Source organism: Saccharothrix variisporea (assembly GCF_003634995.1).
In the GTDB taxonomy this organism is placed as follows: Bacteria; Actinomycetota; Actinomycetes; order Mycobacteriales; family Pseudonocardiaceae; genus Actinosynnema; species Actinosynnema variisporeum.
Window position 1 is genome coordinate 8328193 of the sequence record NZ_RBXR01000001.1, and the last position, 24622, is coordinate 8352814.

The following is a 24622-nucleotide window of genomic DNA, read 5'->3' on the forward strand; positions in this document are numbered from 1 at the left end:
CCCCCTATTCCGCGGTGATCTCGTCCAGCACGGCCAGGAAGTCGGCGGTCAGCGCCGCGGCCGTGCCGCTGTCGTGCAGGTCGGTCGAGTACTCCAGGGACCCGGCCAGCTCGTCGCCGTCGCGCACCAGCTCCAGCTCCAGGTCGGAGGCGGCGGTGCCGGCGGGCAGGTCCAGTTCCACGCACCGCACGCCGGGCAGCGCCAACCGCCCGACCGGCGCGTCCTGGAAGGTGAACAGGACCTGGAACAACGGGGTGCGCGCCGGGTCAGGTGGTTCGCCCACGGCCGCCACCACGGCGTCCAGCGGGACGTCCTGGTCGGCGAACGCGGCGAACGCGGCCTCCCGCACCCGCCGCAGCAGCTCGGCGGTGGACGGCCCGCCACCCAGGTCGGCGCGTACCACGACGGTGTTGGTGAACAGGCCGATCACGTGCTCGCTGTCCGGGTCGCCCCGCCCGGCCACCGGCACGCCGACCGCGAAGTCCACCTGCCCGGTCCGCCGGTGCAGGACGAGCTGGAACGCGGCGAGCAGCACCATGAACGCGGTCACGCGGTGCCGCCGCGCGCACGCCCGTACCGCGCCGGTCAGGTCGGCGGGCACGGTGAACCACACCTGGTCACCCTTGCCCGACCGCACCGGCGGCCGGTCGGCGGCCAGCGGCGGCACGCCCGCCAACCGGTCCCGGCACCGGGCCACCGCCGCCGGGTCGACCACGCGCCGCGCGAGCAGCTCCCGGTGGTCGGCCACGGGCGGCAACTCCGCACCGCCGTAGAGCTGGGACAGCTCGTCGTGCAGCAGCCCCAGCGACACGCCGTCGCAGGCGATGTGGTGCACCGCCAACGCCACCACATGGTCCTCTGTGGACAGACGAGCCACGAGCACCCGCAGCGGCCATTCACGCCCCAGGTCGAACGGCCGGGTGCAGAACCGCACGGCCTCCGCGTGCGCGGCCGTGAAGCCTTCCGCCTCAACGGTTTCGACGGTCACCGGTCCTGGAGGATCGACCACCGGGTCCGGCCCGCCGTCGTCCCTTACCGGGAACCGCGTGCGCAACGGCGAGTGCCGGGCCACCACCGCGTCCACGGCCGCCGTGAACGCCCCGAGGTCGAACGGGCCGCGCAACCGGTGCGCCGAGGACAGCGTGAAACCGTTGTCGTCCAACTGGTGCAACACCCACAGGCTGTGCTGCGCGGGGGAGAGGTCAAGCACGACGACCCCCGACGAACCGCTCCAGCACCGCCATCGCGCTCGCCGCCTTCATCGCCGCCTGCGTCCACGCCAGCGACCGCGCGCCGTCCAGCACCGCGCCGGCCACCTCCTCGCCCCGGTGGGCGGGCAGGTCGTGCAGGAACACCGCGTCCGGCCACCGGTCCATCAGCGCGGTGTCGACGTGGAAGGGCCGGAACGCCTCCCGCCAGTCCGGGTCGGCCTTGGCCGTGCCGGTGGTCTGCCAGCGGGTCGTGTAGACGACGTGCACGTCCCCGGTCACGTCCGCCAAGTCCGAGACCTCCCGCCACGGGCCGGGGTCGGCCAGGCCGTAGCCCTTCGGGCAGGCCAGCACCAGTTCGCAGCCGGGGACGGCGGCGAGCGCGTGCACCAGGGCGGCGGCGGTGTTGTTGCCTTCGCCCACGTACAGCACCCGCACGCCGGTCAGGTCGCCGAAGTGGTGGCGCAGCACCGCGAGGTCGGTCAGGCCCTGCGTCGGGTGCTCCTCGCGGCTCATCGCGTTGACCACCGGCAGCACACCGCCGCCGGACAGCTCCCGCTGCTCGGCCACCGGCCCGGCCGTGCGCACGACCAACCCGTCCAGCATCGCCGACAGGACCCGACCGGTGTCCGATGTGGACTCGCCGGTGGCGGTTTGCAGCTCGCCGGGGCCGAACGCGACCACCGACGCGCCCAGCCGCAGCGCAGCCGTGGTGAACGCGGTCCGGGTGCGGGTGGAGGTCTTGGTGAACAGGGTGCCCACCACCAGGTCGGTCAGCGGGCGGTCGTGCGCGGTCCGGTCGCGGTGCAGCTCCACCGACCGATCCGCCAAGGCCAGGACGTCGGCGGGGGACAGGTCCGCCAGGGAGTACAGGCCCGTCATGCCGCACCCAACAGGTCGAGGGTCGTGCCCAGCCCGGCGGACCGGGCGTGCGCGGCGACCTCCGCCAGCAGGCCCACGTCCAGCACGGCCATGCCGAACGGGTTGCTGACCACGAGCCCGTCCCGGGGCCGCACGGGCGCCACCGCCCCGGTCAGCACCCCGCCCAGCGACCCGGTGACCGGGACGTCCCCGGCGGCCAGCAGCGCGCCCAGCACCCGGCGCGGGTTCTCCCGGATCAGCTCCAGGTCGTCCACGAACAGCGCCTCGGACTTGAAGAACACCTCGGGCAGCAGGTCGTCCAGCGACACGTGCGCCACGAACGACCCCGGCCGGAACCAGTCGTGCGGGATGTACCCGTCGTTGACGGTGGTCAACGTGACCAGCACATGGCTCGCCCGCACGGCGGCCTCCGCGCTGGAGTGCACGTGCACGGTGTGCCCGGACGCGCCGGCGAACGCCTCGGCCCGGGAACGGTCGGTGTCGAACACGTGCAGCTCGCGCACGGCCGGGAAGTAGCGGGCCAGCAGCTCGGCGTGCACCCGCGCCTGCGCCCCCGCGCCGATGAAGCTCACCGCGTCGAACCCCTCCGGCCCCAGGTGCCGCAGGCTGGACATGGTGTAGGCGGCGGTGCGCAGTCCGGACAGGTAGGCCGCCTCCGCCAGCACCACCGGCCGCGCGGTCTCCGGGTCGAACAGGAACCCGCAGCCGCCGGCCCGGTCCAGGCCGATCGACGGGTTCGACACGGCGGCGTTGATCAGCTTGATGCCGTAGGTGGGGCCGCGTTCGCCGTCCACCGCGCCCAGCATGGCGATGGACCGGCAGTACGCGCCCTGGTCGTTCTCCCACGGCAGGTAGCCCTCGGCGGGCAGGGTGGTGCGGCCGGCGGCGTGGCTGCGCAGCACGGACTCGACCACCTCGACCGGGTCCACGCCGGCGACGCAGGCCCGCACGGTCTCCCGGTCCAGGAACAGCAGTTCTTCCCTCGGCGTCATGCCTCACTCCTGTTCGGTGCTGGTCAGGTGGCCCGCGATGAGGTGCAGCAGCGCTTCGTCGGCGCCGCCCGCGAAGCTGCCCGCGCGGGCGTCGCGGTAGCTGCGCTCGACGTCGTCCGCGCCGGGGTGGCTCGCCCCGCCGGGGGACCCCGCCGTGCCGGGGGAGTCGGCCGCGCCCAGGTAGCCCGCCGCGCCCCGGACCTGGAGCCCGAGGTCGGCGACCTCGCGCAGCAGGCGGGTGGCGCGCAGCTTGGCGATGCTGGCCTCGCGCAGGCACTGCGCGCCGTCGGCGAGCAGCTGGTAGGCCTCGCCCGCGTAGCCGCGCACGAGGTCCAGTTCGGCGTCGAGTTCGGCGAGCCGGAACCCGATGGCCTGGTGGTCGGTCAGCGCGCGGCCCAGGACGCGGCGGTGCCGCGCGTGGTGGACGGTCGCGCGCAGCACCCGTTCGGCCTGGCCCAGGGCGACCACGGCCAGGAAGCAGCGTTCCCGGGTGAACGTGCGGGTCTGGAGCTCGTAGCCCTCGCCGACCTCGCCCAGCAGGTAGGCCGCGGGCACCTCCACGTCGGTGAAGGTCAGGGTGCCGTGGTCGCACGAGCGGTGGCCGAGCTTGCCGGTGTGGCGGACCTGCCGCACCCCGGCCAGGTTCGTCGGCACCACCAGCAGCGCCAGGTCGCCGATGCCGGCCGCCGCGCCGGTCCGGCAGAGCACGACGGCGAAGTCCGCGACCGACCCGTTGGTGATGAACGCCTTGGTGCCGTTGACGGTGAAGCCGCGCTCGGTGCGCACGGCGGTCGTGGTCAGCGCGCCCAGGTCCGACCCGCCCGCCGGTTCGGTCGCGGCCAGCGCCGCCACCAACTCGCCCCGGATGGCCGGCCGCAGCACGTCCCGGCGCACCTCGGGCGTGCCGGCGCGGGCCAGCAGCGGCGCGACGATGTCGGTCTGCACCGACAACGCCATCGCGGGCGCGCCGGCCGGGACGCGGCCCAGTTCCTGCGCCCACACGTAGGAGTAGCCCAGGTCCAAGCCGAGCCCGCCGTCCTCCACCGGCATGGTCAGCCCCAGCAGCCCTTCGGCGGCCAAGGCCTTGCACAGCTGGTGCACGGGCATGACGCCGTCGCGCTCCCAGCCGTCCACCTGGGCGGTGCACTCGCGGTCGAGCACCATGCGCACCGACTCGCGGAACAGTTCGTGCTGGCGGTTGAGCTTCACCGCGCGCTCCCTCCCGGATCGGCGACCCCGCGCACCACGTGCTCCAGCGCCACCAGGTACTGGCCGGCCCACGCGGCGACGGTGGCCCGGCGGAACAGGGACGGCCGGTAGGTGACCGTGAGCCGCAGGCCGTCGGTGTCGGAGACGGTGAAGGCCAGGTCGAACTTGCTCTGCCGCTCCGGCGGGTCGCGGAACTGCCACGTGAAGCCCAGCTCGGGCGCGGGCGTGCCGGGGTCGTCGAAGTTCTGCACCGCCAGCGACACCCGCGCCAGCGGCACGCGGGTGCCCGTGCGGCGTGCGCCGAGCAGGTCCACCAGGCGGTCGAACGGGAAGGTCTGGCAGTCCACCAGCTCGTCCACCTCGTCGCGGTTGCGGTCCAGCAGCACCCGCACGTCGGAGGTGCCGCCCAACCGCATCCGCGCCAGGGCCGTGTTGACGAACAGGCCCACCAGGTCCTCGTGCTCGGTCTGCGCGCGTCCCGCGACCGGCACTGCCACCACCAGGTCGTCCACCCCGGTGATCCGGGCCAGCAGCACGCCCAGCGCGGTCAGGTGGAACGTCAACGCCGTGTGCCCGTAGGAGGTTCGCGCGCGTTCCACGGCCGCCGCCAGGCCGGGCGGGGCGTGCACGGTCACGTCGTCGCCGTCCTCGTGCGCCGGCACGTCCACCGGGTCCACCGGCAGCGGCAGGTCGGCGGGCCGGTCGGCGAACCGCCGGGCCAGCCGCACGGCCATGTCCGGCCACCGCGAGGACTCCACGTCCCGTTCCCACGCCACGAAGTCGGCGAAGCCCACCGCCGGCGGCGGCAGCGCGGGGGAGCGGCCGGCCAGCGCGCGGCCGTAGGCGTCGAGGAAGTCGGCCAGCAGGGTGTCCAGGCTCCAGCCGTCGCACACGATGTGGTGCACGGCCAGCTCGATCCGGTACCGGCGGTCGGCCAGGCGCAGCAGCGCGAACCGGGCCGGCGGGCCGGTGTCCAGCCGGATCGGGGTGGTGCGCATGAGCCGGACCCGTTCGTCGGCGAGCTTGTCCCGCACCGGCGCGGGGAAGCGGGCGAGGTCCAGCACGCTGATCTCCGGCGCGGCCTCGGCGTCCACCACGACCGCGACCCGGTCGTCGTCGGCCTTGACGAACCGGCTGCGCAGGGCTTCGTGCCGGCGCACGACCGCGGTCCACGCCGCCGTGAACGCCGCCGGGTCCACGACCCCGTCCACGTCCAGCGACACCGTGATCAGGTGGTCGAGCCGGTCCGGGTCGAGCTGGTGCAGCAGCCACACCCGTTCCTGCGCGGTGGACGGCCGCCGGTCGGCCTCCGCCCCTTGGCGCGGCGCGGGGATCGGCGGGGCACCACCACCGCGGAACTCCTCCTCCAGGTGGGCGGCGAGCAGGTCCGGGGTCGGGTGCTTGAGGACGCCGGCGGGCGGGACCTGCCGGCCCAGCCTGCGGCCGACCCGCCCGGCGACCCGGATGGCCAGCAGCGAGTTGCCGCCGTGGAGGAAGAAGTCGCTGTCGGCGGTGACGTCCGGTGCGCCGAGCACCTCGGCGAACACCGATGTCACGGCGGTCACGATCTCGGCGCGGCCCGGTGGGGCCGTGCCGGTGGTGGCTGGGGTGGTGGTCATGGTCGCCACGCTCCTTCGAGGTGGTGCGCGAGGTCGTCGAGGACGGCCGACCTGGCTGCGCGGAGGTAGAAATGCCCGCCGGGGTGGACCCGGTGGGTGAAGGGCCCCTCGGTCAGCTCCGCCCACGCCGCCGTGTCCTCGGGCGGGGTGGCGGCGTCGTCCGTGCCGGTCAGCGCGAGCACGGGCACGCGCAGCCGGGGGCCGGGGCGGTGGGTGTGGGCGTCGTGCAGGGCCAGGTCGCCGCGCAGCGGGCGCAGCAGCATCGCGCGCCACTCCGGGTCGGCCAGCACGTCGTCCAGCGGGTCGTCGTTGAGGTCGCGGACGTGGTCGATCAGGTCGGCGTCGGACCGGTCGCGCGCCCGGTGCGGGTCGAGCCGGTGCGGCGGCACGTGCCCGGACACCGCCAGCAGCAGCGGGTCGGGCGCGCCCCGGCGGTCCAACTCGCGGGCCAGGTCGTGGGCGAGCAGCGCGCCCAGGCTGTGCCCGAACAACGCCAACGGCTCGTGGGCCAGGTCGCCCAGCGCGTCGGCGATCCGCGACACGAGTGCTTCGGGGTCGGTCATCGGCGGCTCGGCGAACCGGTCCTCACGGCCGGGCAGTTGCACGGCCACCACGTCGAAGGCGTCCTGCCGGTCCCAGCCGGCGTAGGCGAGGGCGCCCGCGCCCGCGTGCGGCAGGCACAGCAGCACCGGGCCGCCGGACCGCCCGCCGACCGGGCGCAGCCAGTGCGGGTCGGGCGTCACGGCCGCTCACCCGCCAGCGCCTCGACCCAGCCGGCGGCCACGGCCTTGACGTCGTCGGCGGGCAGGTCCCAGCCGGTGACGTGCAGCCGCAAGCGTTCGCCCGCGACGACCGCGAACTCCACCGCGCCCGCCGAGGTCGGGTCGAACGCCGTGGGGCTCTCGTGCAGCGGCAGGTCGGGCGCGAGCGGCTCCTCGTCGGCCGTCACCACGAGCCGGAACGAGCCGTGCGGGGCGATCCGGGGCGCCGGCCAGTCGTCGGCGAGGTCCGGGCAGGTGTCCAGCAGCGCCGCGCCCCAGTGCACGCCCGGGTCGGCGAAGCGCCGCCACTGCGCGTCGGCCTCGTCGTCGTCCGCGACCACCAGGGGCAGCACGTCGGCCAGGTTCGCCACCGAGTCGCCCGCGCCCGGCCAGTGCCGGGGCACGCTCACCGGCACGTCCACCAGGCCCAGCCAGGACCGCACGGCGGTCGCGGCGGCGGCGACCAGGCGGGCGTGCCACCGGGTCGGCGGGGTGTCCAGCAGCGCGTCGGGCGCGTGGCCCAGGTCGACCTCCACCACCCGGTCGCGGTGCTCGCGCGGCAGCACGGCCAGCGCCGCCTTTTCGGCTTCGCGGAAGCGGATCAGGTGTCCGCGCAGGCCGTCCGGCGGCGGTCCGCCCAGCGGCTGCTCGGCGACCGGCACGACCGAGCGGGGCTGAGGGGCGCGGCCCAGACCCGCCGCGAGCTCCTCGGCGACGCGGCGCAGTGCCGAGCCGTCGACCAGTTCGTGGCGGATCGACACCAGGAGCCGGCCTGCCACCAGTGCGGCGGCCGTGGGCAGGCCCGTGGTGAGGTCGGTGGACTCGGCGAGCCGGGCCTTGGCGTCGTCCACCGGACCGTTGAGCGCGTGCAGTTCGAACCGGTCCACCGGCACCGCGCGCGGCCCGTCGTCGTCGATCCGGGCGCGCAGCACGGGGTGCCGCCGCACGATCTCCTCCAGCACGGCCCGTACGCGTTCGGCGGGCACGTCGGCGGGGAGACCGATGTCGAGGGCGGCATTGCCGCCGGGCCGGCGCAGCGCGAGTCGCGTGGCCGGGGTGAGCACCAAGTCTTCCTCGGCGACGGCGGCCAGGCCCGCGACCGTGCGCTCGCGCAGCACGTCGGCCGGCCGCACCCGGATGCCGCGCCGGCGCAGCCGGTCCACCACCCGGAACGCCAGCAGGGACGACCCGCCGTGGCCCAGGAAGTCCGCGTCCGCCGACACCTCCGGCAGGTCCAGCACCTCGGCCCACACCGCCGCGATCACGCTCTCCACGCCGGGGCGCGGGGCGCGGCCGGCGGAGTCGTGCGCGAACCGCCGCACGAGGGCGGTCAGCTCGGTGGTGTCCATCTTGCCGTTGCGGGTGAACGGCAGCGCGTCCACCGGCACCAGCAGGTGCGGCACGAGGTAGGTGGGCAGCCGTTCGGTGAGGTGGGTCCGCAGCCGGTCCGGGGGCACATCGCCGACGTAGCAGCACACGAGCTGCTCGGCCGGTTCACCGCGCACCACGACGGCCGCGTCCCGCACGCCCGGCACGGCCTTGACCGCCGCGTCCACCTCCTCCAGTTCGACGCGGTAGCCGGAGATCTTGACCTGGCTGTCCACCCGGCCCTGGAACTCCAGCACCCACCGGTCGGCGTGGCGCACGAGCCGGGCGAGGTCACCGGTCCGGTACAGCCGCTCGATCCGTCCACTGTGGACTTCGAGGTGGTGGAACGCCTTCGCGGTGGCCTCCTCCGACCGATAGCCCCGGGCCAGGCCCGTGCCCGCGATGTGCAGTTCGCCGGTGATGCCCGGTGGGCACAGCCGCCCGTCGTCGTCCAGGGCGTAGAGGCGGTAGTTGGGCAGCGGGACGCCGATGGGCACCTGCCCGTGGTCGAGCTCGGGCTCGGTGAGGTGCTCGGTGGCGTTGACCGCGGCCTCGGTGGGGCCGTAGATCGTGTTCAGCCGGGCGGGGGAGGCCACGACCCGGTGCCAGCGGTGGGTCTGGTGGTAGTAGTAGGTCTCGCCGCCGATGATGATCCACCGCAGGTTCGGCAGGGTGACCGGACGTGCCTCGGCGGCGTTGAGCAGGTGCACCCAGTGCGAGGTCACCAGGTCGAGGTGGGTGACGCGTTCGGCGCGCAGCCAGTCCAGGAAGGCTGCCGGGTCGCGCTGGACGTCGTCGGGCACGGTGACCAGGCACGCGCCGGTCGTCCAGGCGGGGAAGACCTGCTGCACGGACGGGTCGAAGGTCAGCGGGGCGGTCTGGCCGAGCCGGTCGTCCGGCTGGACGTCGTGCCGCCGCACCACCCAGTGCGTGAGGTTGTCTACGGCGTGTTCGCCCATCACCACGCCCTTGGGGCGGCCGGTGCTGCCGGAGGTGTAGATGACGTAGCAGACCCGGTCCGGCTCGTGCGGCACGTCCGGCGCGGGCGCGTCGGGCAGGCCCGCCGGGTCGGTGTCCAGCAGGAGCGGGGTCGCGCCGGCGTCGGCCAGCACGAACGCCACCCGGTCGGCGGGGTCGTCCGGGTTGACCGGCACGTACGCGCACCCGGCCTTGAGCACGCCCAGCAGCGCCGCGTAGGGGGCGAGCGTGCGGGTGGCCGCGATCGCCACCACCGAACCCGGCTGGATGCCTTGTGCGGCCAGGAAAGCGGCCACGGCGTCGGCGCGGCGGTGCAGTTCGCGGTAGGACCACACGCCGTCGTCGGCCTGGACGGCGGGGCGGTCGGGGTGCTGCCGGGCCACGGCGTCGAGGCGGGCGAGCAGGTGCGGGCCGGGGAAGTCCTCGGCGGTGTCGTTGTAGGCCAGCCAGGCGGCCCGTTCGTCGGGTTCGAGCGCGGCGTCCGCGGTCACGGCTGCATCCCCCTCGCGAGTCGGTTCTGGGCCCGGCGGATCTCCCTGGCGAGCAGGTCGGCGGTCGCCCGGGACACCGCGGCGGTGTCGAACTCCAGTCGGCAGCCGGGTACGCCGTCGTCCTCGAAGCACACCAGCGCCAGCGGGTCGGAGCCGGACTCGCGCCAGCGGCCCTGCTCGGGCACCTCGGGCAGCGGCCGGTGGCCGGGCGGCACGGGCGCGTCCGGGTAGTTCTGGAAGACGAAGGTCGCCACCGGGTGGCGGACCTCGGGCGGCACGTCCGGCGCGTCGGTGTCGACGTCGTCCATGCCGACCACGACGGCGAGGTCCCGGTGCAGCCGGGCCAGGCGGTCCTCGGCGTCGCCTGCGGTGTCCACCGGCAGCGGCACGGTCCGGGCCAGGCACGCCACGGCCTCGTCCACGCCCGGCACGTCCACGTTGCGGCCGGAGGACACGACACCGATGGCGAACGTGTCCTGCCGGCACACGCGGCGCAGGGCCTCGGTGAACGCCAGGAGGTGGATCGCGGCCGGCGAGGCGTCGGCGGCGTGCGCGCGGGCGGTCAGGTCGCGGTGGGTCTCGGGGTCGATCGGCCACTCGAGGTGCTCACCGCCGGTGTTCTGCGCTCCTTCGGCGGGTAGTCGCAGCGGCGGGGTGGTGGTCAGGCGGGTCAGCCACTCCGGGTCCGGCGTGCCGCCCGTGCCCAGCCGGCGGGCCAGCGTGCGCAGCGGCAGTGTGGGCGGCGGGAGCGGGCGGAAGCGGCCGGCGCGCAGGGACACGTGCAGGCGGTCGAACTCGCGCTGCACGATCTCCCACGACCACCCGTCCGAGATGACGTGGTGCAGCGTCCAGGTCAGCGAGAACACCTCGCCCCGGTCGAACGCCCACACCCGCAGCAGCGGCGGGGACCCCAGGTCGAACGGGGTCGCGTAATCACGGTCCGCGGCCTCCAGCACGGCACCCCACTGGTCGGCCACCCCGGTCAGGTCCACCACCTCCAACGGCACCGGAACCTTCGGCAGCACCCGCTGCGCCAAGCCCGGCGTGACCGCTGTCCGCAGCACCTCGTGCCGCTCCAGCAGCACCTCCAGTGCTCCGCGCACCGCCTCGACGTCCAGCGGGGCCGCGTAGGTGACGGTCTCCTGCACCAGCCCGCGCTGCGCGCCACCGTCGCTCAACAACGCGGCCAACGCGAGCGGCCGTTGGGCGGGCAGCAACGGGAACTCGCCATCGGTGGGCGACTCGTCGGGCGCGGGACGGGCGCGGGCGGCCAGCGTGGTCCGGTTGTCGTCGACGTACCGGGCCAGTCGCCGCACGGTCGGGTGCAGGAACACGTCCACCGCCCGGATCGGCAGCCCGGCCTCCACGCACTCGCGGCGCAACCGGATGCTGGTGATGGAGTTGCCGCCGACCTGGAAGAACTCGTCGTCCGGACCGATGTCGTCGCGGGCCAGCACGGCCCGCCAGATGCCCAGCAGCGTCGCCGCCGTCGCCCCGAGCGGCCCGGAGCCACCTTCAGAGCCGGCCAGATCACGCGCCAGCTCCGCGCACGCTGCCCTGTCGATCTTGCCGTTGGCGTTGTGGGGCAACGACTCCACGACCACCACCCGCGAGGGCACCAGCGCCGCCGGCAGCTCTTCCGCCAACCCGGCGCGAATGTCCTCAGTGGACAGCTCGACCGCCGAGGCCACGCACGCCACCAGTTCGGCCCGACCCTCCTCGCGCAGCACCACCGCGACCGCCTCGGTCACCCTGGGGTGCGCCAGCAGGGCGTGCTCGACCTCGGCCGGCTCGACGCGGACGCCGTTCAGCTTGACCTGGTCGTCCCGGCGACCGACGAACACCAGCAGCCCGTCCGCGCCGACCCGCACCACGTCACCGGTCCGGTAGAACCGCTCGCCGCCGCGCTCCACGAACGACCGCGCGGTGCCCTCGGGGTCGTCCAGGTAGCCGCGAGCCAACCCCACCCCGCCCAGGAACAGCTCACCATCGGCGTCCACCGGGCACGGGTTGCCGTGGGCGTCCAGCACGGACGCCGTGATCCCCGGCAACGGCCGCCCGATCGGCACCACCGCCCCGACCGGCCCGGTCACCTCGAACGCGGTGGCGTTCACGGTGACCTCGGTCGGCCCGTAGACGTTGAACAGCCGGTGCCCCTGCTCCCACGACCGCCACCGGTCCACCTGCCGCGCCGGCAGCGGCTCGCCGGCCAGCAGCACCGCGCGCAGGTCGGGCAGCACCCGTTCCCCGGCGGCGATCCGGTCGGCCAGGTGCTCCACCACCGGAGTCCACAGCGAGGGCACCGAGTCCCAGTGGGTGATCCGGTGCCGGGCCAGCCACGCCGCCAGGTCCGGCCCGGACAGCCGCACCTTCTCCGGCACCGGGAACAGCGTCGCCCCCGACGCCAGCGCCGGGAAGATCTGCTGCACCGAGGCGTCGAAGTGCAGGGACGCGTTCTGGGTGACCCGGCTGCCCGGCCCCATCGGCACCAGGTCGCGGGCCCAGCAGGTCAGGTTGACCGCCGCCCGGTGCTCGACCACCACCCCCTTGGGCGTGCCGGTCGAGCCGGAGGTGAAGATCACGTAGGCCACGTCGTCCGGCGCCGGCCCGGCGGGCTCACCGGCGTCGGGCAGACCGGCCAGCACCGCGACCCGCCCGCTGTCCACTTTGGACCGCTGGAACGGCAGCGGCTGGTCGGTCAGCAGCGCGGGCAGCCCCGGCTGCTCCAGCCGCGCCCAGCTCTCGGCGGTGGTCACCACGGCGTGCGCGCCGGCCCGGGACAGCACCGCGCGCAGCCGGGCGGGCGGTGCCGCCGGGTCCAGCGGCACGTACGCGCCACCCGCCAGCAGCACGCCCAGCAGCACCGGGTAGGTCGAAAGCGCCCGCTCGCCGAGCACGCCGACGCGCGGCGGCCCGGTGTGCGGCTGCCGGGCCACCCAGGCCGCGACCCGCCGCGCGCCCGCGGCCAGGTCGCGGTAGGTCAGGGCGTCCGGGCCGATGCGGACCGCGTCCGCGTCCGGGGTGCGGTCGGCCTGCTCCAGCACCAGCCGCACCAACGTGGTGTCGGGCGACCACGTCGGCGGCGGTCCACTCAGGACGGTCGGCGCGGCTTTTTCGGCGTCGGTGCGCAGGTCCCACCGGGTGAAGTCGACCTGGGTCATCTGCCCTCCTTGCGGGTCAGCCCGATGATCGGGCGGGCTCGTCGGGGTGCGCGGGGGTGCGCAGGCCCCGGCTGACCGTCGCGAAGACGGCCAGGACCAGCAGCACGGCCTCGTAGGCCAGCAGCGTGGACGTGGTGCCGAGCAGGCCCAGCAGCACGCCGGTGAGCGCGTAGCCCAGCGGCAGGCTGCCCTGCTCGATGAACGTCAGGAACCCCTCGACGCGGCCGAGCTTGCTGTTGGGGATGACGCTCATCAGGTACTTCATCTGGATCACGTTGAGGATGGAGATCTGGAACGAGATCAGGCCCCATATCAACCCGGTGGCCCAGCCGGGCAGGTCCACCAGCAGCAGCGGGAACAGCGCGGCGGTCAGCCAGTGCTTGGTCAGCACCGCCGGCACCATCCCGATCCGGTCCTCGACCCGGGCGGCGACCATCGAGCCGAGGATGCCGCCCACGGCGGCGGCGGTGAACACGGTGCCGGTCTCCAGGCCCGACGCGCCGCCCTCGCGCACCAGCACGATCAGCAGCAGGCCGATGCCCGCGAACAGGAAGTCCCCGGCGACGGTCAGCACGGTCAGCGCCCGCACCAGCGGCCGGCTCAGCGTGACGCGGGCGCCGGTGGTGAGGTCCTGCCGCCAGGAGACCTCCGGGTAGGGCCTGTCCGCGCCGAGCTTGGCCCGGATCGCCAGGACGCACACCATGATCGCGACGAACGACACGGCGTCGATCCAGAACGGCGAGGTCGGCCCGGCGGTCTCGAACAGCAGACCGGCCAGCGGCGGCGCGACGATGGCCGAGATGCCCCAGATCGTCTCGCTCTGGGACGCGGCCTCGCCCAGTTTCTCCTCGCCCGCGATCCGGGGCAGCGCGGCGGTGTCGGCGATCCGGTAGACGGTTGCCGCAACGCTGTTGACAAATGCGACCGCGTACAAATGCGGAAGCGTGAGTTCACCCAGCAGGTGCACGACCGGAATGGACGTGATGGAGATCGCGCTGACCACCGAACCGCCGAGCATGAGCGCCCGTCGGGAGGTCCGGTCGGCCAGCACGCCGATGGGCACGCTCAGCAGCAGCGGCGGCACGGCGGCCACGCCGCCCACCAGGCCCGCGTGCGTCGGCGACCCGGTCAGGAACAGCACAAGCAGGGGAAACGCGATCAGCGTGACCTCGTCGCCGATGGCCGACAGCACGGTGCCGCCCCACCAGAACCGGAAGTCCCTGTTGTCGCGCAGCCTGCGTGGCGCGTTCTCGATGGCTGCCACGGTGATTCCCTTCGAACGGCGATGTTGCGCTGCGTAGTCAACCAGTTACAGATTTGCCGGCAACCTGTTTTCGGCGAGCACGGCGCTCAGCGCGCTCAACCCGGCCTCGAACACCGCGGGCTCGCAGCCGAATCCGATCCGCATTCGATCGGGCATTCCGAAACACGCGCCGGGAACGGTCAACACGCCGTGGTCCTCCATGAGCCGCTCGCACAGCGGCGTCACGTCGGCCACCCCGGGGAAGCGGGGGAACGCGGTCACCCCGCCGCCCGGCGCGGGGCAGTCCACGCCGTGCTCGGCCGCCCAGTCCAGCAGCCGCCGCCGGTTGACCGCCGCCTCCGCGAGCCGAGGTCCGATCAGCTCGTCGGCGTGCTCGACAGCGACCGCGGCGAGCAGTTCGGTCAGCGGTGACAGGCTCAGCGTCAGGTAGTCCCGGACGCGGACCAGTTCCGGCGCGAGGTCGGCGGGCAGCACGCACCACCCGACCCGCAGGCCTGGTAGCCCGTGCGCCTTGGACAGCGTGCCGGTGGACAGCACCCGCCCGCCCAGCGCGGTCGGGTCGGGCAGCGGCGGCGCGTCGTAGACCAGGTCGCGGAAGGCGTTGTCCCACAACAGGTACGCCCCGCTGCGCTCGACCACGTCGAGCAGCTCGGCCTGGACCGTCGCGTCCACGGTGACCCCGGTGGGGTTGTGCGGGAAGTTCACCACGACCAGCCGGGTCCGGGACGTGAGCAGCCTCCGCAGGTCCGCCGGGTCGGGTTGCGCGTCCAGCACCGACCATGGCCGCAGCACCGCCCCGCACGCCCGTGCCAGCGCGGACAGCGAGTGGTAGGCCGGGTCGGGCACCACTACCTCGTCACCGGGCCGCACCAGTGCGGTCATCGCCAGGAACAACGCCTCGCTGGACCCGTGCGCGGTCATCACCACGTGGTCGGGACTGGGCCGCAGCCGGTCGGTCAGGGCCGCCCGCAGCCGGTCCGCGCCCAACGACGGCCCGTCGCGGAACACCACCGCGTCCAACTCCTCGACGGTGATCCCGCCCAGCCGCCGCAGGTCCGCCAGCCGGTAGTCGGCCACGCCGCTGCTGGAGACGTCCACGCGGGCGGTGAAGTAGCGCTCCCGCAACCAATCCTCCAGCGCGGCGGCCGGCAGGTCGCGCACCATCACGCCTCACCCAGCACACGCGCTTGGGCGTCACGCCGCGCCACCCGCGACTTGCGCAGGTCCGAGGTGACGTTGATGCGCTTGAGCCACCGGTCCGTGCCGTCGAACCGGGCCCGGAAGGGGCGGCGGCCGTGTACGACGTTGCGGTTGTCCAGGAACGCCACGTCACCAGGACCCAGCACCACCTCGTACAGTGCGCCGCCGAGGTGCTTGACGAGCGTGTCCAACGCGCCCGCCGCCTCGGCGTCCCCGTCGACCGCGGTGGTGAAGTCGCTGTCCACGCACAACTGCGGCGCGTCGCGGTGGCCGCGCAGGATCGACACCGCGCGCGGGTTCTCCACCGCCTCGACGATCCCGGCGAAGTAGTCGCTGAGCCGGCCGCCGCTGTTGTGCGTGGGCAGGTGGGAGTTGTCGGGTCGGATGTGGAAGCGCTCGCCGAACAGCACGTCCGCCACGGCCGGCCCGACCAGGTCGAGGTCCAGCCCGGCGACCGTCGTGGCCACCCCGTCGGGGTTGCGCAGCGAGAACAGGCCCACGTAGTCGGCCCGGTAGGGGGAGAACGCGTCCTCGGTGTGCCAGCCCAGCTCGACGCTGCTGCTGGAGCTGACCAGCGACTCCTCCTGGCCCTGGATGGGCAGCACGTCCGTGACCACGCGGCCGTCCTGCTGGGTGGCCCAGCCGACCACGTCACCCAGCAGCGAGGCGTAGAGCACCAGCAGGAACCCGTACCGGCGGGACGCGTCGGTGCGCGCCTGCCGCCAGTGCGGCGGGGTCGGACCCAGCGCGTCCTGGTCCACGTCGTTGCCGCGCACGACCAGCGCGTGCAACCGGTCGTCCAGGCGGGCGCGCTCGACCTCCAGGCGCACCGCCCGGGGCAGCTCGTGGGCCAGGACGGCGGCGTCGGCGAGGAAGTCGGCGGAGTCGGGTTCGGCGTAGCGCTGCGCGCACTCCAGCGCGAGCAGCGCGGCCTGTGCGGACTCCGGCTCGCTGAGCCGGATCTCGCGGATGGCGGTCATGACGTCGTCTCCTGTCCGGTGTCCGGTTCGGCGTGGTGGAAGCGCGCCCCGTGCAGGCGGGACCGCAGGGGGCCGGGGTCGTCGGTGAGGCCCAGCGGCGCGAGCCAGTCCGGGTCGTAGACCGTGCGCGTGTAGTTCTCGCCCAGGTCGGCGCACACGCACACGGCCGTGGTCAGCTCGGGGTGCGCCGCCAGGTGGTCCAGGGCGCCGGCCACGACCGCGCCGCTGGACCCGCCCACGGCCAGGCCGGTGTCGGCGCGCAGCACGTGGCACGCGGCGATCGCCGCCGCCTCCCGCACGTAGACCAGGTCGTCGCGGTCCGCGCGGTCAAGGAAGGTGGACCGGCGGCTCGCGCCGATGCCGGTCAGCACGCGCCCGCCGGGCACGCCGCCGAACACCGTCGAGCCCTCGACGTCCACCGCGACCAGGCGGGTGTCCGGACGGGCGCGGCGGAAGTGGGCGGCCAGGCCCGCCAGCGTGCCGCCGGTGGACACCGCGACGAACACCGCCTGCGCCTCGCCGCCGACCTGCCGGTCGATCTCCGGCGCGGTCCACGTCTCGTGCACGTGCCGGTTGGCGTCGTTCTCGTACTGGTTGGGCCACACCGCGCCGGGGATCTCGGCGACCAGCTTGCGCACCCGGTCCAGGCGGTCCAGCAGGTGCGTGGTGGCCGCGGCCGGCGTCCGCACGACCTCCAGCCGCGCGCCGTTGGCCTCGATCGCCGCGCGGATCACCGGCGACTGCTTGAGGTCCACCACGGCCACGAACGGCAGGCCCAGGTCGCGGCAGATCGCCGACAGCGCCACCCCCAGGTTGCCCGAGGTGGACTCCACGACCGTGACCTCCCGCGAGGTCATGAGCGGGGCGATCGAGCGGACCAGGCCCAGCGCGGTGCGGCCCTTGATGGACCGCCACGGCGAGCGGCCCTCCAGCTTCAGCAACAGGGTGCGCGGGATCCCCTCGACCTCCACGCGCACGCGGGCGATCGGCACCTCCGGGTACGCCGCCACCGCGGCGTCCACGTGTTCCAGGACCTCGGCGGCGGTGGTGCTCAACCGCGCCGGGTCGACCGTCGACAGCACGTCGTTCCCCCTCGACATCACGCGAACTCGGATCGGCGGGCGTCCACCGGCAGGTCCGGGTCGGCCAGCAGCGTCAGCAGCGCGGCCTCCCAGTGGTTGCGGACCTGCGCGACGCGGGCGGCGGTGAACCGCTCGGGCCGGTACTCGAACGCCCCGGTCAGGCCGTGCTCGGTGTCCAGCACCTCCAGCAGGAGGTCGAACTTGGCGGTGCCGTTGTGCGGCGGCGTGAGCCGGGTGGCGGTGACGCCGTCCAGCGCCGGCCCGTGCCCGCGCACGTCCAGGTGCGAGAACGCCACGCTCGTCGGCGCCTTCCCTGGTCCCAGCAGGTCCACCACCAGGTCGAACGGCACGTGCTCGTGCGGCAGGACCCTCCGGCGGGCCTCGTCCACCGCCGCCACCGCCTCCCGGCCCGTGCCGCGCGGCGCCACCCGCACCGGCACGTGGTTGACGAACAGCCCCACCAGGTCGGCGGTCGCGGCGGAGGCCCGGTTGGCGACCTCCACGCCGATCGCGCCCGGCGAGTCCTCGCCCAGCGCCAGCGCGAACGCGGTCAGCCCGAGCACGAACGGCGAGACGCCGAGGCCGGCGGCGGTGGCGCGCAGCTCGTCGGACAGCGCCGCGCCGAGCGCGAACGTCAGGACCGCGCCGGGGCCGTGCGCGTCGGTCGGGGGTTGCGGGCGCAGGCCGGCCAGTTCCGCGCGCCAGAACGCCAGGTGCGGGTCCAGGTCGCGGGTCTCGTGCTCCCACCACGTGTAGTCGGTGAAGGTCAGGCCTTCGCGCGGTGGTGGCGTGCGGCCGGCGCGGCGGTCGTGGTAGCAGGCGGTCAGGTCGCGCCACAGCACGTCCAGGGACCAGCCGTCCACCACCAGGTGGTGCGCGGTGAACTGGAACAGCCACTCGTCGGGCGCGAGGCGGTGCAGGCTCGTGGCCACCAGCGGGCCGGCCGGGTCGAACACCCGCGCCGACTCGGCGGCCAGCGCATCCCGCACCCGGTCCGCCGGCAGGTCGCCGATGTGGAGGGAGGTGCGGGGTTCGGGCGCGACCACGAGCTCCGGTTCACCGTCCACAACGGACTCGACGTGGGTGCGCAGGGCGTCGTGGCGGCGCAGCACGTCGTCCACGGCGGCCGCGAACGCGGTCTCGTCCAGCTCGCCGCGCAGCCGGAACGCCTCCGGCACGGTGTAGGTGGCGGTGCCGGGCCGCAGGTTCTCCTCGATCCACAGCCGGCGCTGCGCGGACGACAGCGGTGCCCGGTCGCGTCGGTCGGGGCGGGGTCGCACGGGCTTGCGGTCGGCGCGCGTGCCGTCCACGGCGGTCGCCAGGTCGGACAGGCGGGGGAAGCGCAGCACGGTCGGGAGGGGCAGTGTCACGCCGAGCGCGGTGCCGGCGCGGGCGGCGACCCGGGCCGCGAGCAGGGAGTGCCCGCCGAGCGCGAAGAAGTGGTCGTCCGCCCGTACCTCCGGCACGTCCAACAGGTCGCGCCAGATCGCGGCCAGCGCCGCCTCGGTCGCGGTCAGCGGGCGGTGTTCGCCGGTGTGCCGGCTGGTGGGGGTGGGCAGCGCCGCGCGGTCGAGCTTGCCGTTGGCGGTCAACGGGAACCGGTCCAGGGTCAGCACCACCGAGGGCACCAGGTGTTCGGGCAGCCGCTCGGCCAGGGCCGTCCGCAGGTCCTCGCCGGGGCGGTTGGTGACGGCGTAGGCGATGAGCCGGTCGTCCTGCGCGGTGATCAGCGCACCGTGCACGTCCGGCAGCGCGGTGAGCGCCGTCTCGACCTCGCCGGGCTCGATCCGGTGGCCGCGCACCTTGACCTGGAAGTCATTGCGTCCCAGGAAGTCCAGCTGTCCGTCGGGCAGCAGCCGGGCCAGGTCGCCGGTGCGGTAGAGCCGCGCGCCGGCCGGTCCCAGCGGGTCGGGCACGAACCGGTCGGCGGTCAGCGCCGGGCGGCCCAGGTAGCCGCGCGCCACCGGCAGGCCGCCGACGCACAGCTCACCGGTGCTGCCCGGCGGCACCGGCCGGAGGTCGTCGTCGAGCAGGCGCACGGTCGTGCCCTCGAACGGGCGGCCGATGGGCAGCCGGTCCACCTCGTCGTCCACGACGTCGTGGTCGGTCATCTCCACCGTGGTCTCGGTGGGGCCGTACATGTTGCGCAACCGGGCTCCCAGCAGCTGCCGCGCGGCGCGGGCCGTGGTCACCGGCAAGGTCTCGCCGCTGGTCAGGACCTGCCGCAGGGTCGGGCAGCGGTCCGGGCCCAGGCCTTCGAGGAACACCGCCAGCGAGCTGGGCACGAAGTGCGCGACGGTGACCCGCTCGCGTTCGACCAGGTCCACCAGGTAGGCGGGGTCGGCGTGCCGGCCGGGTTCGGCGACGACCACGGACGCGCCCCGCGTCAGCGCCCAGAAGACCTCGCGCACCGACACGTCGAAGGCCAGCGGGGACTTGTGCAGCAGCCGGTCGTCGGGGGTGAGGTCGAAGCGGCGGTCCAGCGCGTCGAGGAAGTTCAGCACCGACCCGTGCTGCACCATCACGCCCTTGGGGCGGCCGGTGGAACCGGACGTGTAGATCACGTACGCCAGGTGGTCGGGGCCGGTGAGGGGTTCCGGGTCGGTGGTGGGGTGCTGGGGCAGCGGCTCGTCCACCGCGATGATTTCCGCGCCCAGCCCGGCCATCCGGTCGGCGAGCCGGTGTTGGGTGAGGACGAGTGCCGCGCCGGAGTCGGCGATCAGCTCGGCGATCCGCCTGTCGGGGTTGCTGGTTTCTACCGGGACGTACGCCCCGCCCGCCTTCAGCACCGCGTAGACGGCGATCAGGGCTTCGGGGGAGCGTTCCAGGCACACCACGACCGGGGTTTCGGCCCGGACACCGCGTGCGCGCAACTCGTGGGCGAGCTGGGCGGCTCGGGCGTCGAACTCGCCGTAGGTGATGGTCGTCTGTCCGAAGTGGATCGCCGGGTGATCGGGGTGGCGTTGGGCGATTTCGTGGGCGACGGCGTGCAGGGTGGTGTCTGGTGCATCGCGGGTGGTGCCGCTCCAGCGGTCCAGGTCCCTTTGTTCGTCCTCGGGCAGCAGGGGCAGGTCCGCGACCTTCGTGTCCGCTTGGGCGCCGGCCAGCAGGGTCGCCAGGCGGTGCGCCCACCGGGTCGCTGTCTCGCGGGTGAAGACGTCGGTGGAGAACTGGAGGGTGAGGTCGATACCGCCGTCGCGCGGCACGAACCCGAACGACGCGTCCGCCTGCGCTGATCCACAGTGGACGGTAACGTCGGTGGCCGTCACGCCGGGCAGCGCCATCTCGTAGGGCTCCTCGTAGAGGGCCATCACCTGGAACACCGGGGTCCGGCCGGCGTCGCGGGTCGGCGCCAGCTTGTCCACCACCCGGTCGAAGGAGGCGGCGTCGTGGCCGAGGCCGTCGGCGAGCCGGTCGGTCACCGCCCGGACCACCTCGCCCAGCGTGTGGTGCGGCTGCACCGGCCAGCGCAGGGCGAGCGTGTTCAGGCACAGCCCGACCAGGTGGTCCAGCGCGGCGTCGGGCCGGCGGGCCACGGCGGTGCCGACCACGACGTCCCGGTGGCCGCCGACGCGGTGCAGCAGCACGCCCACCGCCGCCAGCAGCACCGCGAACGGCGTGGTGCGCAACCGCTGCGCCAGCGCGGTGACCGGGGCGGCGTCGATCCGGTGCCGCACGACATCGCCGTTGCCCGTGCGCCGCGCGGGACGGGGGTGGTCGAGCGGGAAGGTGACCTCGTCGGGCACGCCGTCCAGCGCGGTGACGAAGTGCTCCAGGGCGCGGCCCAGGGTGCCGTCCTGCTCCTCGGCCCGTTCCAGGGCGAGGTAGTCGGCGTACCGGCCGGGGGTGGCGGTCGGCGCGCCGGTGTAGTGGGCGGCGATGTCGCGCAACAGCACGTCCACCGACCAGCCGTCCGCGACCAGGTGGTGCAGCACGATCGCCAGCACGTGGTCCTGCGGGCCTTGGCGGATCAGGGTGAACCGGGCCAGGGGACCGGTCGCCGGGTCCAGCTCGGCGACACCCTCGGCGAGCACCTCCTCCACCGACCGGCTTTGGTGTTCAGCCACCACGATCGCGTCCGGGTCGAGCACGGCCCGTGTCGGGACGCCGTCGACCTCGGGGAACACGTGCCGCAGCCCTTCGTGCCGGCGCACCACGGCGTCCACGGCACGCTTGAGCTTGGCGACGTCCAGCGGCCCCGTTAGGCGGAGCGCCACGGGGATCGCGTACTCGGCGGGGTGGCCGCCGAGCCGGCTCAGCAGCCAGATCCGTTGCTCGGCACGGGAAACCTCGGTGCGCGGTGGTGCCAGCAGCGCCGCCATCGCGGCGGGGGTCGGGGCCTCGAACGCCAGCCGCACCGGCACGTCGGTGTGCAGGGCGGCGCGCAGCCGGGCGGCCAGGCGGGTGGCCTGGATGGAGTTGCCGCCGGCGGCGAAGAAGCCGTCGTCCGGCCCGATCGGGGTGCCCAGCACGTCGGCCGCGACCTTCAACACCACGTCCAGCGCGGTCTGGTCCTGGGCCGGCACCGGGTCGGCGGGCACCTGGTCGGGCTTGGGCAGGGCGGCGCGGTCCACCTTGCCGTTGGGGGAGATCGGCAGGCGGTCCAGTCGGACGAACCGCGCCGGCACCAGCGGCCGGGGCAGGCGTTGCCCCAGGAACTCCCGCAGCGCCGCCGGGTCCAGCCCCGCGTCCGCGCCGACGTAGGCGAGCAGGGTCGCGTGCTCGTGCGCGCCCTCGGTCACCACGACCGCGCCGTTCACGCCGGGGTGCGCGGTGATGGCCGCCTCGATCTCCCCGGCTTCCACCCGCCAGCCGCGCAGCTTGAACTGGTGGTCCCGCCGCCCCAGGAACTCCAGGTCGCCGTCCGGCGTCACGCGCCCCAGGTCGCCGGTCCGGTACAGCCGCGACCCGGGCGGCCCGAACGGGTCGGGCACGAACCCCTCCGCCGTCAGCGCCGGCCGCCCGTGGTAGCCGCGGGTGACGCTCGCGCCGCCCAGGAACACCTCGCCGACGACCCCGGCGGGCTTGGGCCGGAACCGCTGGTCCAGCACGTACGCCGTGGCGTTGGCCATGGGCCGCCCGACCAGCACCGGGCGGTCGGGCCGGGCGCGGTCGGCGGTCCAGTACGTGGAGTCGACCGACACCTCCGTGGCCCCGTACAGGTTCACCAGCTCCGCCGAGGTCCGCTCGTGCACCAGCGCCACCAGCGACGGGTCCAGCGCCTCGCCGGACACGAACACCCGCCGCAACCCAGCGCCCGCCCCCGCGTCGGCCTCCTCGACGAACAACCGCATCAGCGACGGCACGAAGTGCAGGCACGTCACGCCGTGCCGCTGGATCAGCTCGGACAGGTGGTAGGGGTCGGTGTGCCCGCCGGGCGCCGGCAGCACGACGGTTGCGCCCACCTGCAACGGCCAGAAGATCTCGTAGACCGACACGTCGAAGGACAGCGAGGTCGCCTGGAGCACGCGATCCTGTGGCGTGAGCGGGAAGTCGTGCTGCATGCCGCGCAGGTAGGACGTGATCCCCTTGTGCTCGACCATCACGCCCTTGGGCCGCCCGGTCGAGCCCGAGGTGTAGACGACGTAGGCGAGGTCGTCCGGGCCGGAGGAGGCCGGTGGCGGACTGCTGGGGTGGTGGGCGAACCGGGTCGCGTCGTCGTCGGTGGTGAGAACGGGCGGCCCATCGTCAGCGAACCGGTCGCGCAGGCGGTCCTGGGTGAGCACCACGGCCGCGCCCGAGTCGGCGAGCATGTGGGCCAGCCGGTGCGGCGGGTACTGCGGGTCCAGCGGGACGAACGCGCCGCCCGCCTTGAGCACCGCCAGCAGCGCGACCACCAGACCGGTCTCCCGCTCCAGGCACACCGCGACCGGGGTCTCCCGGCGCACGCCGTGCTCGCGCAGCTCGTGGGCCAGCCGGTTGGCGCGGGCGTCCAGCTCGGCGTAAGCGACCTCGGTGCCCGCGAAGACCAGTGCGGTGCGGTCCGGGGTGCGGCGGGCCTGCTCGGCGACCAGGTCGTGGATCGTCGCGGGCGCGCCGAGGTCCACGGCGGTCGCGTTGGGCGCGAGCACGACCCGGCGGTGCTCGTCCTCGGACATGAGGACCGGCTCGGGTGACTCGTCGTGCGCGCCTGTCACCAGCGCGGCGAACCGGGACACCCAGCGGCGTGCGCCCGGTTCGTCCAGGGCTTCGGGGTGGTGGGCGACGCCGGCGAGCAGGCCGTCGGGGGTGTCCAGGAGTCGCAGCACGACCCGGTGGGGCGTGGGCAGGTCGTCGGACAGCCAGAAGTCGGTGGGCACCTCGGCGGGTTCCAGCCCGGTCAGCCGCAGTGCTGTTGCCGGCTGCTCGCCGTACTGCACCGCCACGTCGGCGTGCGTGCCGCCGGGGCGGGAGCGTGCGGTCTCGACGGCTGTCGCGGTGCGGCGCAGTGCCTCGGCGAAGGTCGGTCGGCCGGTCAGGTCCACCCGCAGCGGGCGGGCCTCACGCAGCGCACCCACGGCCGGTCCGTGCGCGGTCGGGTCACGGGGGTCGGTGACCAGGCCCAGCACGAACTCCTCCCGCTCGGCCAGTTCGCCCAGCAACAGCGCCCACGCCGTGACCACGACGACCTCCCGGGTCACGCCGTGCCGGCGGGCCAACGCCGAGACGTGCCGCCGGGTCGAGTGGCCGAGCTCCACGCGGGTGACCACGCGCTTCTCCGGTTCCCCGCGCCCGAACAGCTCCAGCCCAGGCAGTGGCTCGACGTCCTGTGCCGGGCGGGCATCCGGCACGACCGTGGCCGCCGGCGTGGGCAGCCCGGGGGAGGGGTGGCCCAGCTCGCGGGCGTAGAGCGCGGACAACTCGGCCAGCACCGCGGGCACCGACGCCGCGTCGCACCCGGCGGTCAGCGCGAACTCGTGCCGGCCCGCCGCCCGCAGCAGGTGGCAACCGGGCCCCGCGCGCACCGCGTCCTCGAACGCGACGACGTCCCGGTGCGCCCGCAGCGGACCGTCCAGGGCGGGGTGCCGGGCGCGCAGGGCCGCCCACGCCCGGGTCAGCGCGGGCACGTCCGGGTCGCCGCTCAGCGTCAGGCGCAGCTCGATCCGTGGGTCAACGGTCATGGTGGCGTCTCCGGCGGGTGTCGATCCGACCCGGTCCGCGAAATGGCGGCGCGGTCGGCGCGAATTGGGGACGCCACTCAGCCTAGGAACGCCCCGACCGTTTTCGACAGACTTCTTTGGTCGGCCCACCCGCTCATTCCCGCGCACCCCCGGCACGGCTATTTAGAACGAGGAAGCTTCCTTCCCGAGTAGGGCGACCACTCCTCCTCTGGTAGGAGAAAACCAATCACTCACAGTGATTTCGACACCCTGCACTACCCCCATCCGCGTGATTCACGGTCGCGTTTCCCCAGGACCACCCATCCGACCCCTCCAAAGTCGGTGGTC

13 protein-coding genes are annotated in these 24622 nt (G+C 74.5%); all 13 read right to left on the reverse strand.

Annotated features, from left to right (window positions below):
• Positions 1 to 4: 4 nt before the first annotated feature.
• Genes DFJ66_RS37980 through DFJ66_RS38040 form a run of 13 tightly spaced genes read right to left on the reverse strand, consistent with a single transcriptional unit; the run spans position 5 to position 24295 of the window.
• On the reverse strand, positions 5 to 1210 hold the full coding sequence (locus tag DFJ66_RS37980; protein WP_121228841.1) for a condensation domain-containing protein: 1206 nt from the start codon (positions 1208 to 1210) through the stop codon (positions 5 to 7).
• On the reverse strand, positions 1203 to 2090 hold the full coding sequence (locus tag DFJ66_RS37985) for an ornithine carbamoyltransferase (protein WP_121228844.1): 888 nt from the start codon (positions 2088 to 2090) through the stop codon (positions 1203 to 1205). The genes DFJ66_RS37980 and DFJ66_RS37985 overlap by 8 nt, the downstream gene beginning before the upstream one ends.
• Positions 2087 to 3082, reverse strand: coding sequence for an ornithine cyclodeaminase family protein (locus DFJ66_RS37990; protein WP_121228847.1), 996 nt, complete (start codon positions 3080 to 3082; stop codon positions 2087 to 2089). Before DFJ66_RS37990 ends, DFJ66_RS37985 begins: the two co-directional genes overlap by 4 nt.
• A gap of 3 nt (positions 3083 to 3085) precedes the next feature.
• On the reverse strand, positions 3086 to 4291 hold the full coding sequence (locus DFJ66_RS37995) for an acyl-CoA dehydrogenase family protein (protein ID WP_121228850.1): 1206 nt from the start codon (positions 4289 to 4291) through the stop codon (positions 3086 to 3088).
• Positions 4288 to 5910 carry a condensation domain-containing protein gene (locus tag DFJ66_RS38000; RefSeq protein WP_147459471.1) on the reverse strand — a complete coding sequence of 541 codons (1623 nt, stop codon included), beginning with the start codon at positions 5908 to 5910 and terminating at the stop codon, positions 4288 to 4290. Before DFJ66_RS38000 ends, DFJ66_RS37995 begins: the two co-directional genes overlap by 4 nt.
• The gene (locus DFJ66_RS38005) at positions 5907 to 6653 is read right to left on the reverse strand and encodes a thioesterase II family protein (RefSeq protein WP_121228856.1); all 747 of its coding nucleotides are present in this window, start codon (positions 6651 to 6653) and stop codon (positions 5907 to 5909) included. Before DFJ66_RS38005 ends, DFJ66_RS38000 begins: the two co-directional genes overlap by 4 nt.
• A complete protein-coding gene (locus tag DFJ66_RS38010) occupies positions 6650 to 9508 on the reverse strand; it encodes an amino acid adenylation domain-containing protein (RefSeq protein ID WP_170199923.1) in 2859 nt (952 codons plus the stop codon). The genes DFJ66_RS38005 and DFJ66_RS38010 overlap by 4 nt, the downstream gene beginning before the upstream one ends.
• On the reverse strand, positions 9505 to 12669 hold the full coding sequence (locus DFJ66_RS38015) for a non-ribosomal peptide synthetase family protein (protein WP_121228863.1): 3165 nt from the start codon (positions 12667 to 12669) through the stop codon (positions 9505 to 9507). The genes DFJ66_RS38010 and DFJ66_RS38015 overlap by 4 nt, the downstream gene beginning before the upstream one ends.
• Before the next feature lie 16 nt (positions 12670 to 12685).
• Positions 12686 to 13933: an MFS transporter gene (locus DFJ66_RS38020; protein ID WP_170199925.1), complete on the reverse strand. Its 1248-nt coding sequence runs from the start codon at positions 13931 to 13933 to the stop codon at positions 12686 to 12688.
• Between the two features lie 45 nt (positions 13934 to 13978).
• Complete coding sequence (gene vioD, locus DFJ66_RS38025; RefSeq protein ID WP_121228869.1) at positions 13979 to 15097, reverse strand: capreomycidine synthase; 1119 nt, start codon at positions 15095 to 15097, stop codon at positions 13979 to 13981.
• The gene (gene vioC / locus DFJ66_RS38030) at positions 15097 to 16113 is read right to left on the reverse strand and encodes an arginine beta-hydroxylase, Fe(II)/alpha-ketoglutarate-dependent (RefSeq protein ID WP_121228872.1); all 1017 of its coding nucleotides are present in this window, start codon (positions 16111 to 16113) and stop codon (positions 15097 to 15099) included. Before vioC ends, vioD begins: the two co-directional genes overlap by 1 nt.
• Positions 16110 to 17213 (reverse strand): cysteine synthase family protein, encoded by a 1104-nt coding sequence (locus DFJ66_RS38035; RefSeq protein WP_121228875.1) that lies wholly within the window; start codon positions 17211 to 17213, stop codon positions 16110 to 16112. The genes vioC and DFJ66_RS38035 overlap by 4 nt, the downstream gene beginning before the upstream one ends.
• Positions 17213 to 24295, reverse strand: coding sequence for a non-ribosomal peptide synthetase (locus DFJ66_RS38040; RefSeq protein ID WP_121228878.1), 7083 nt, complete (start codon positions 24293 to 24295; stop codon positions 17213 to 17215). The genes DFJ66_RS38035 and DFJ66_RS38040 overlap by 1 nt, the downstream gene beginning before the upstream one ends.
• Positions 24296 to 24622 lie beyond the last annotated feature (327 nt).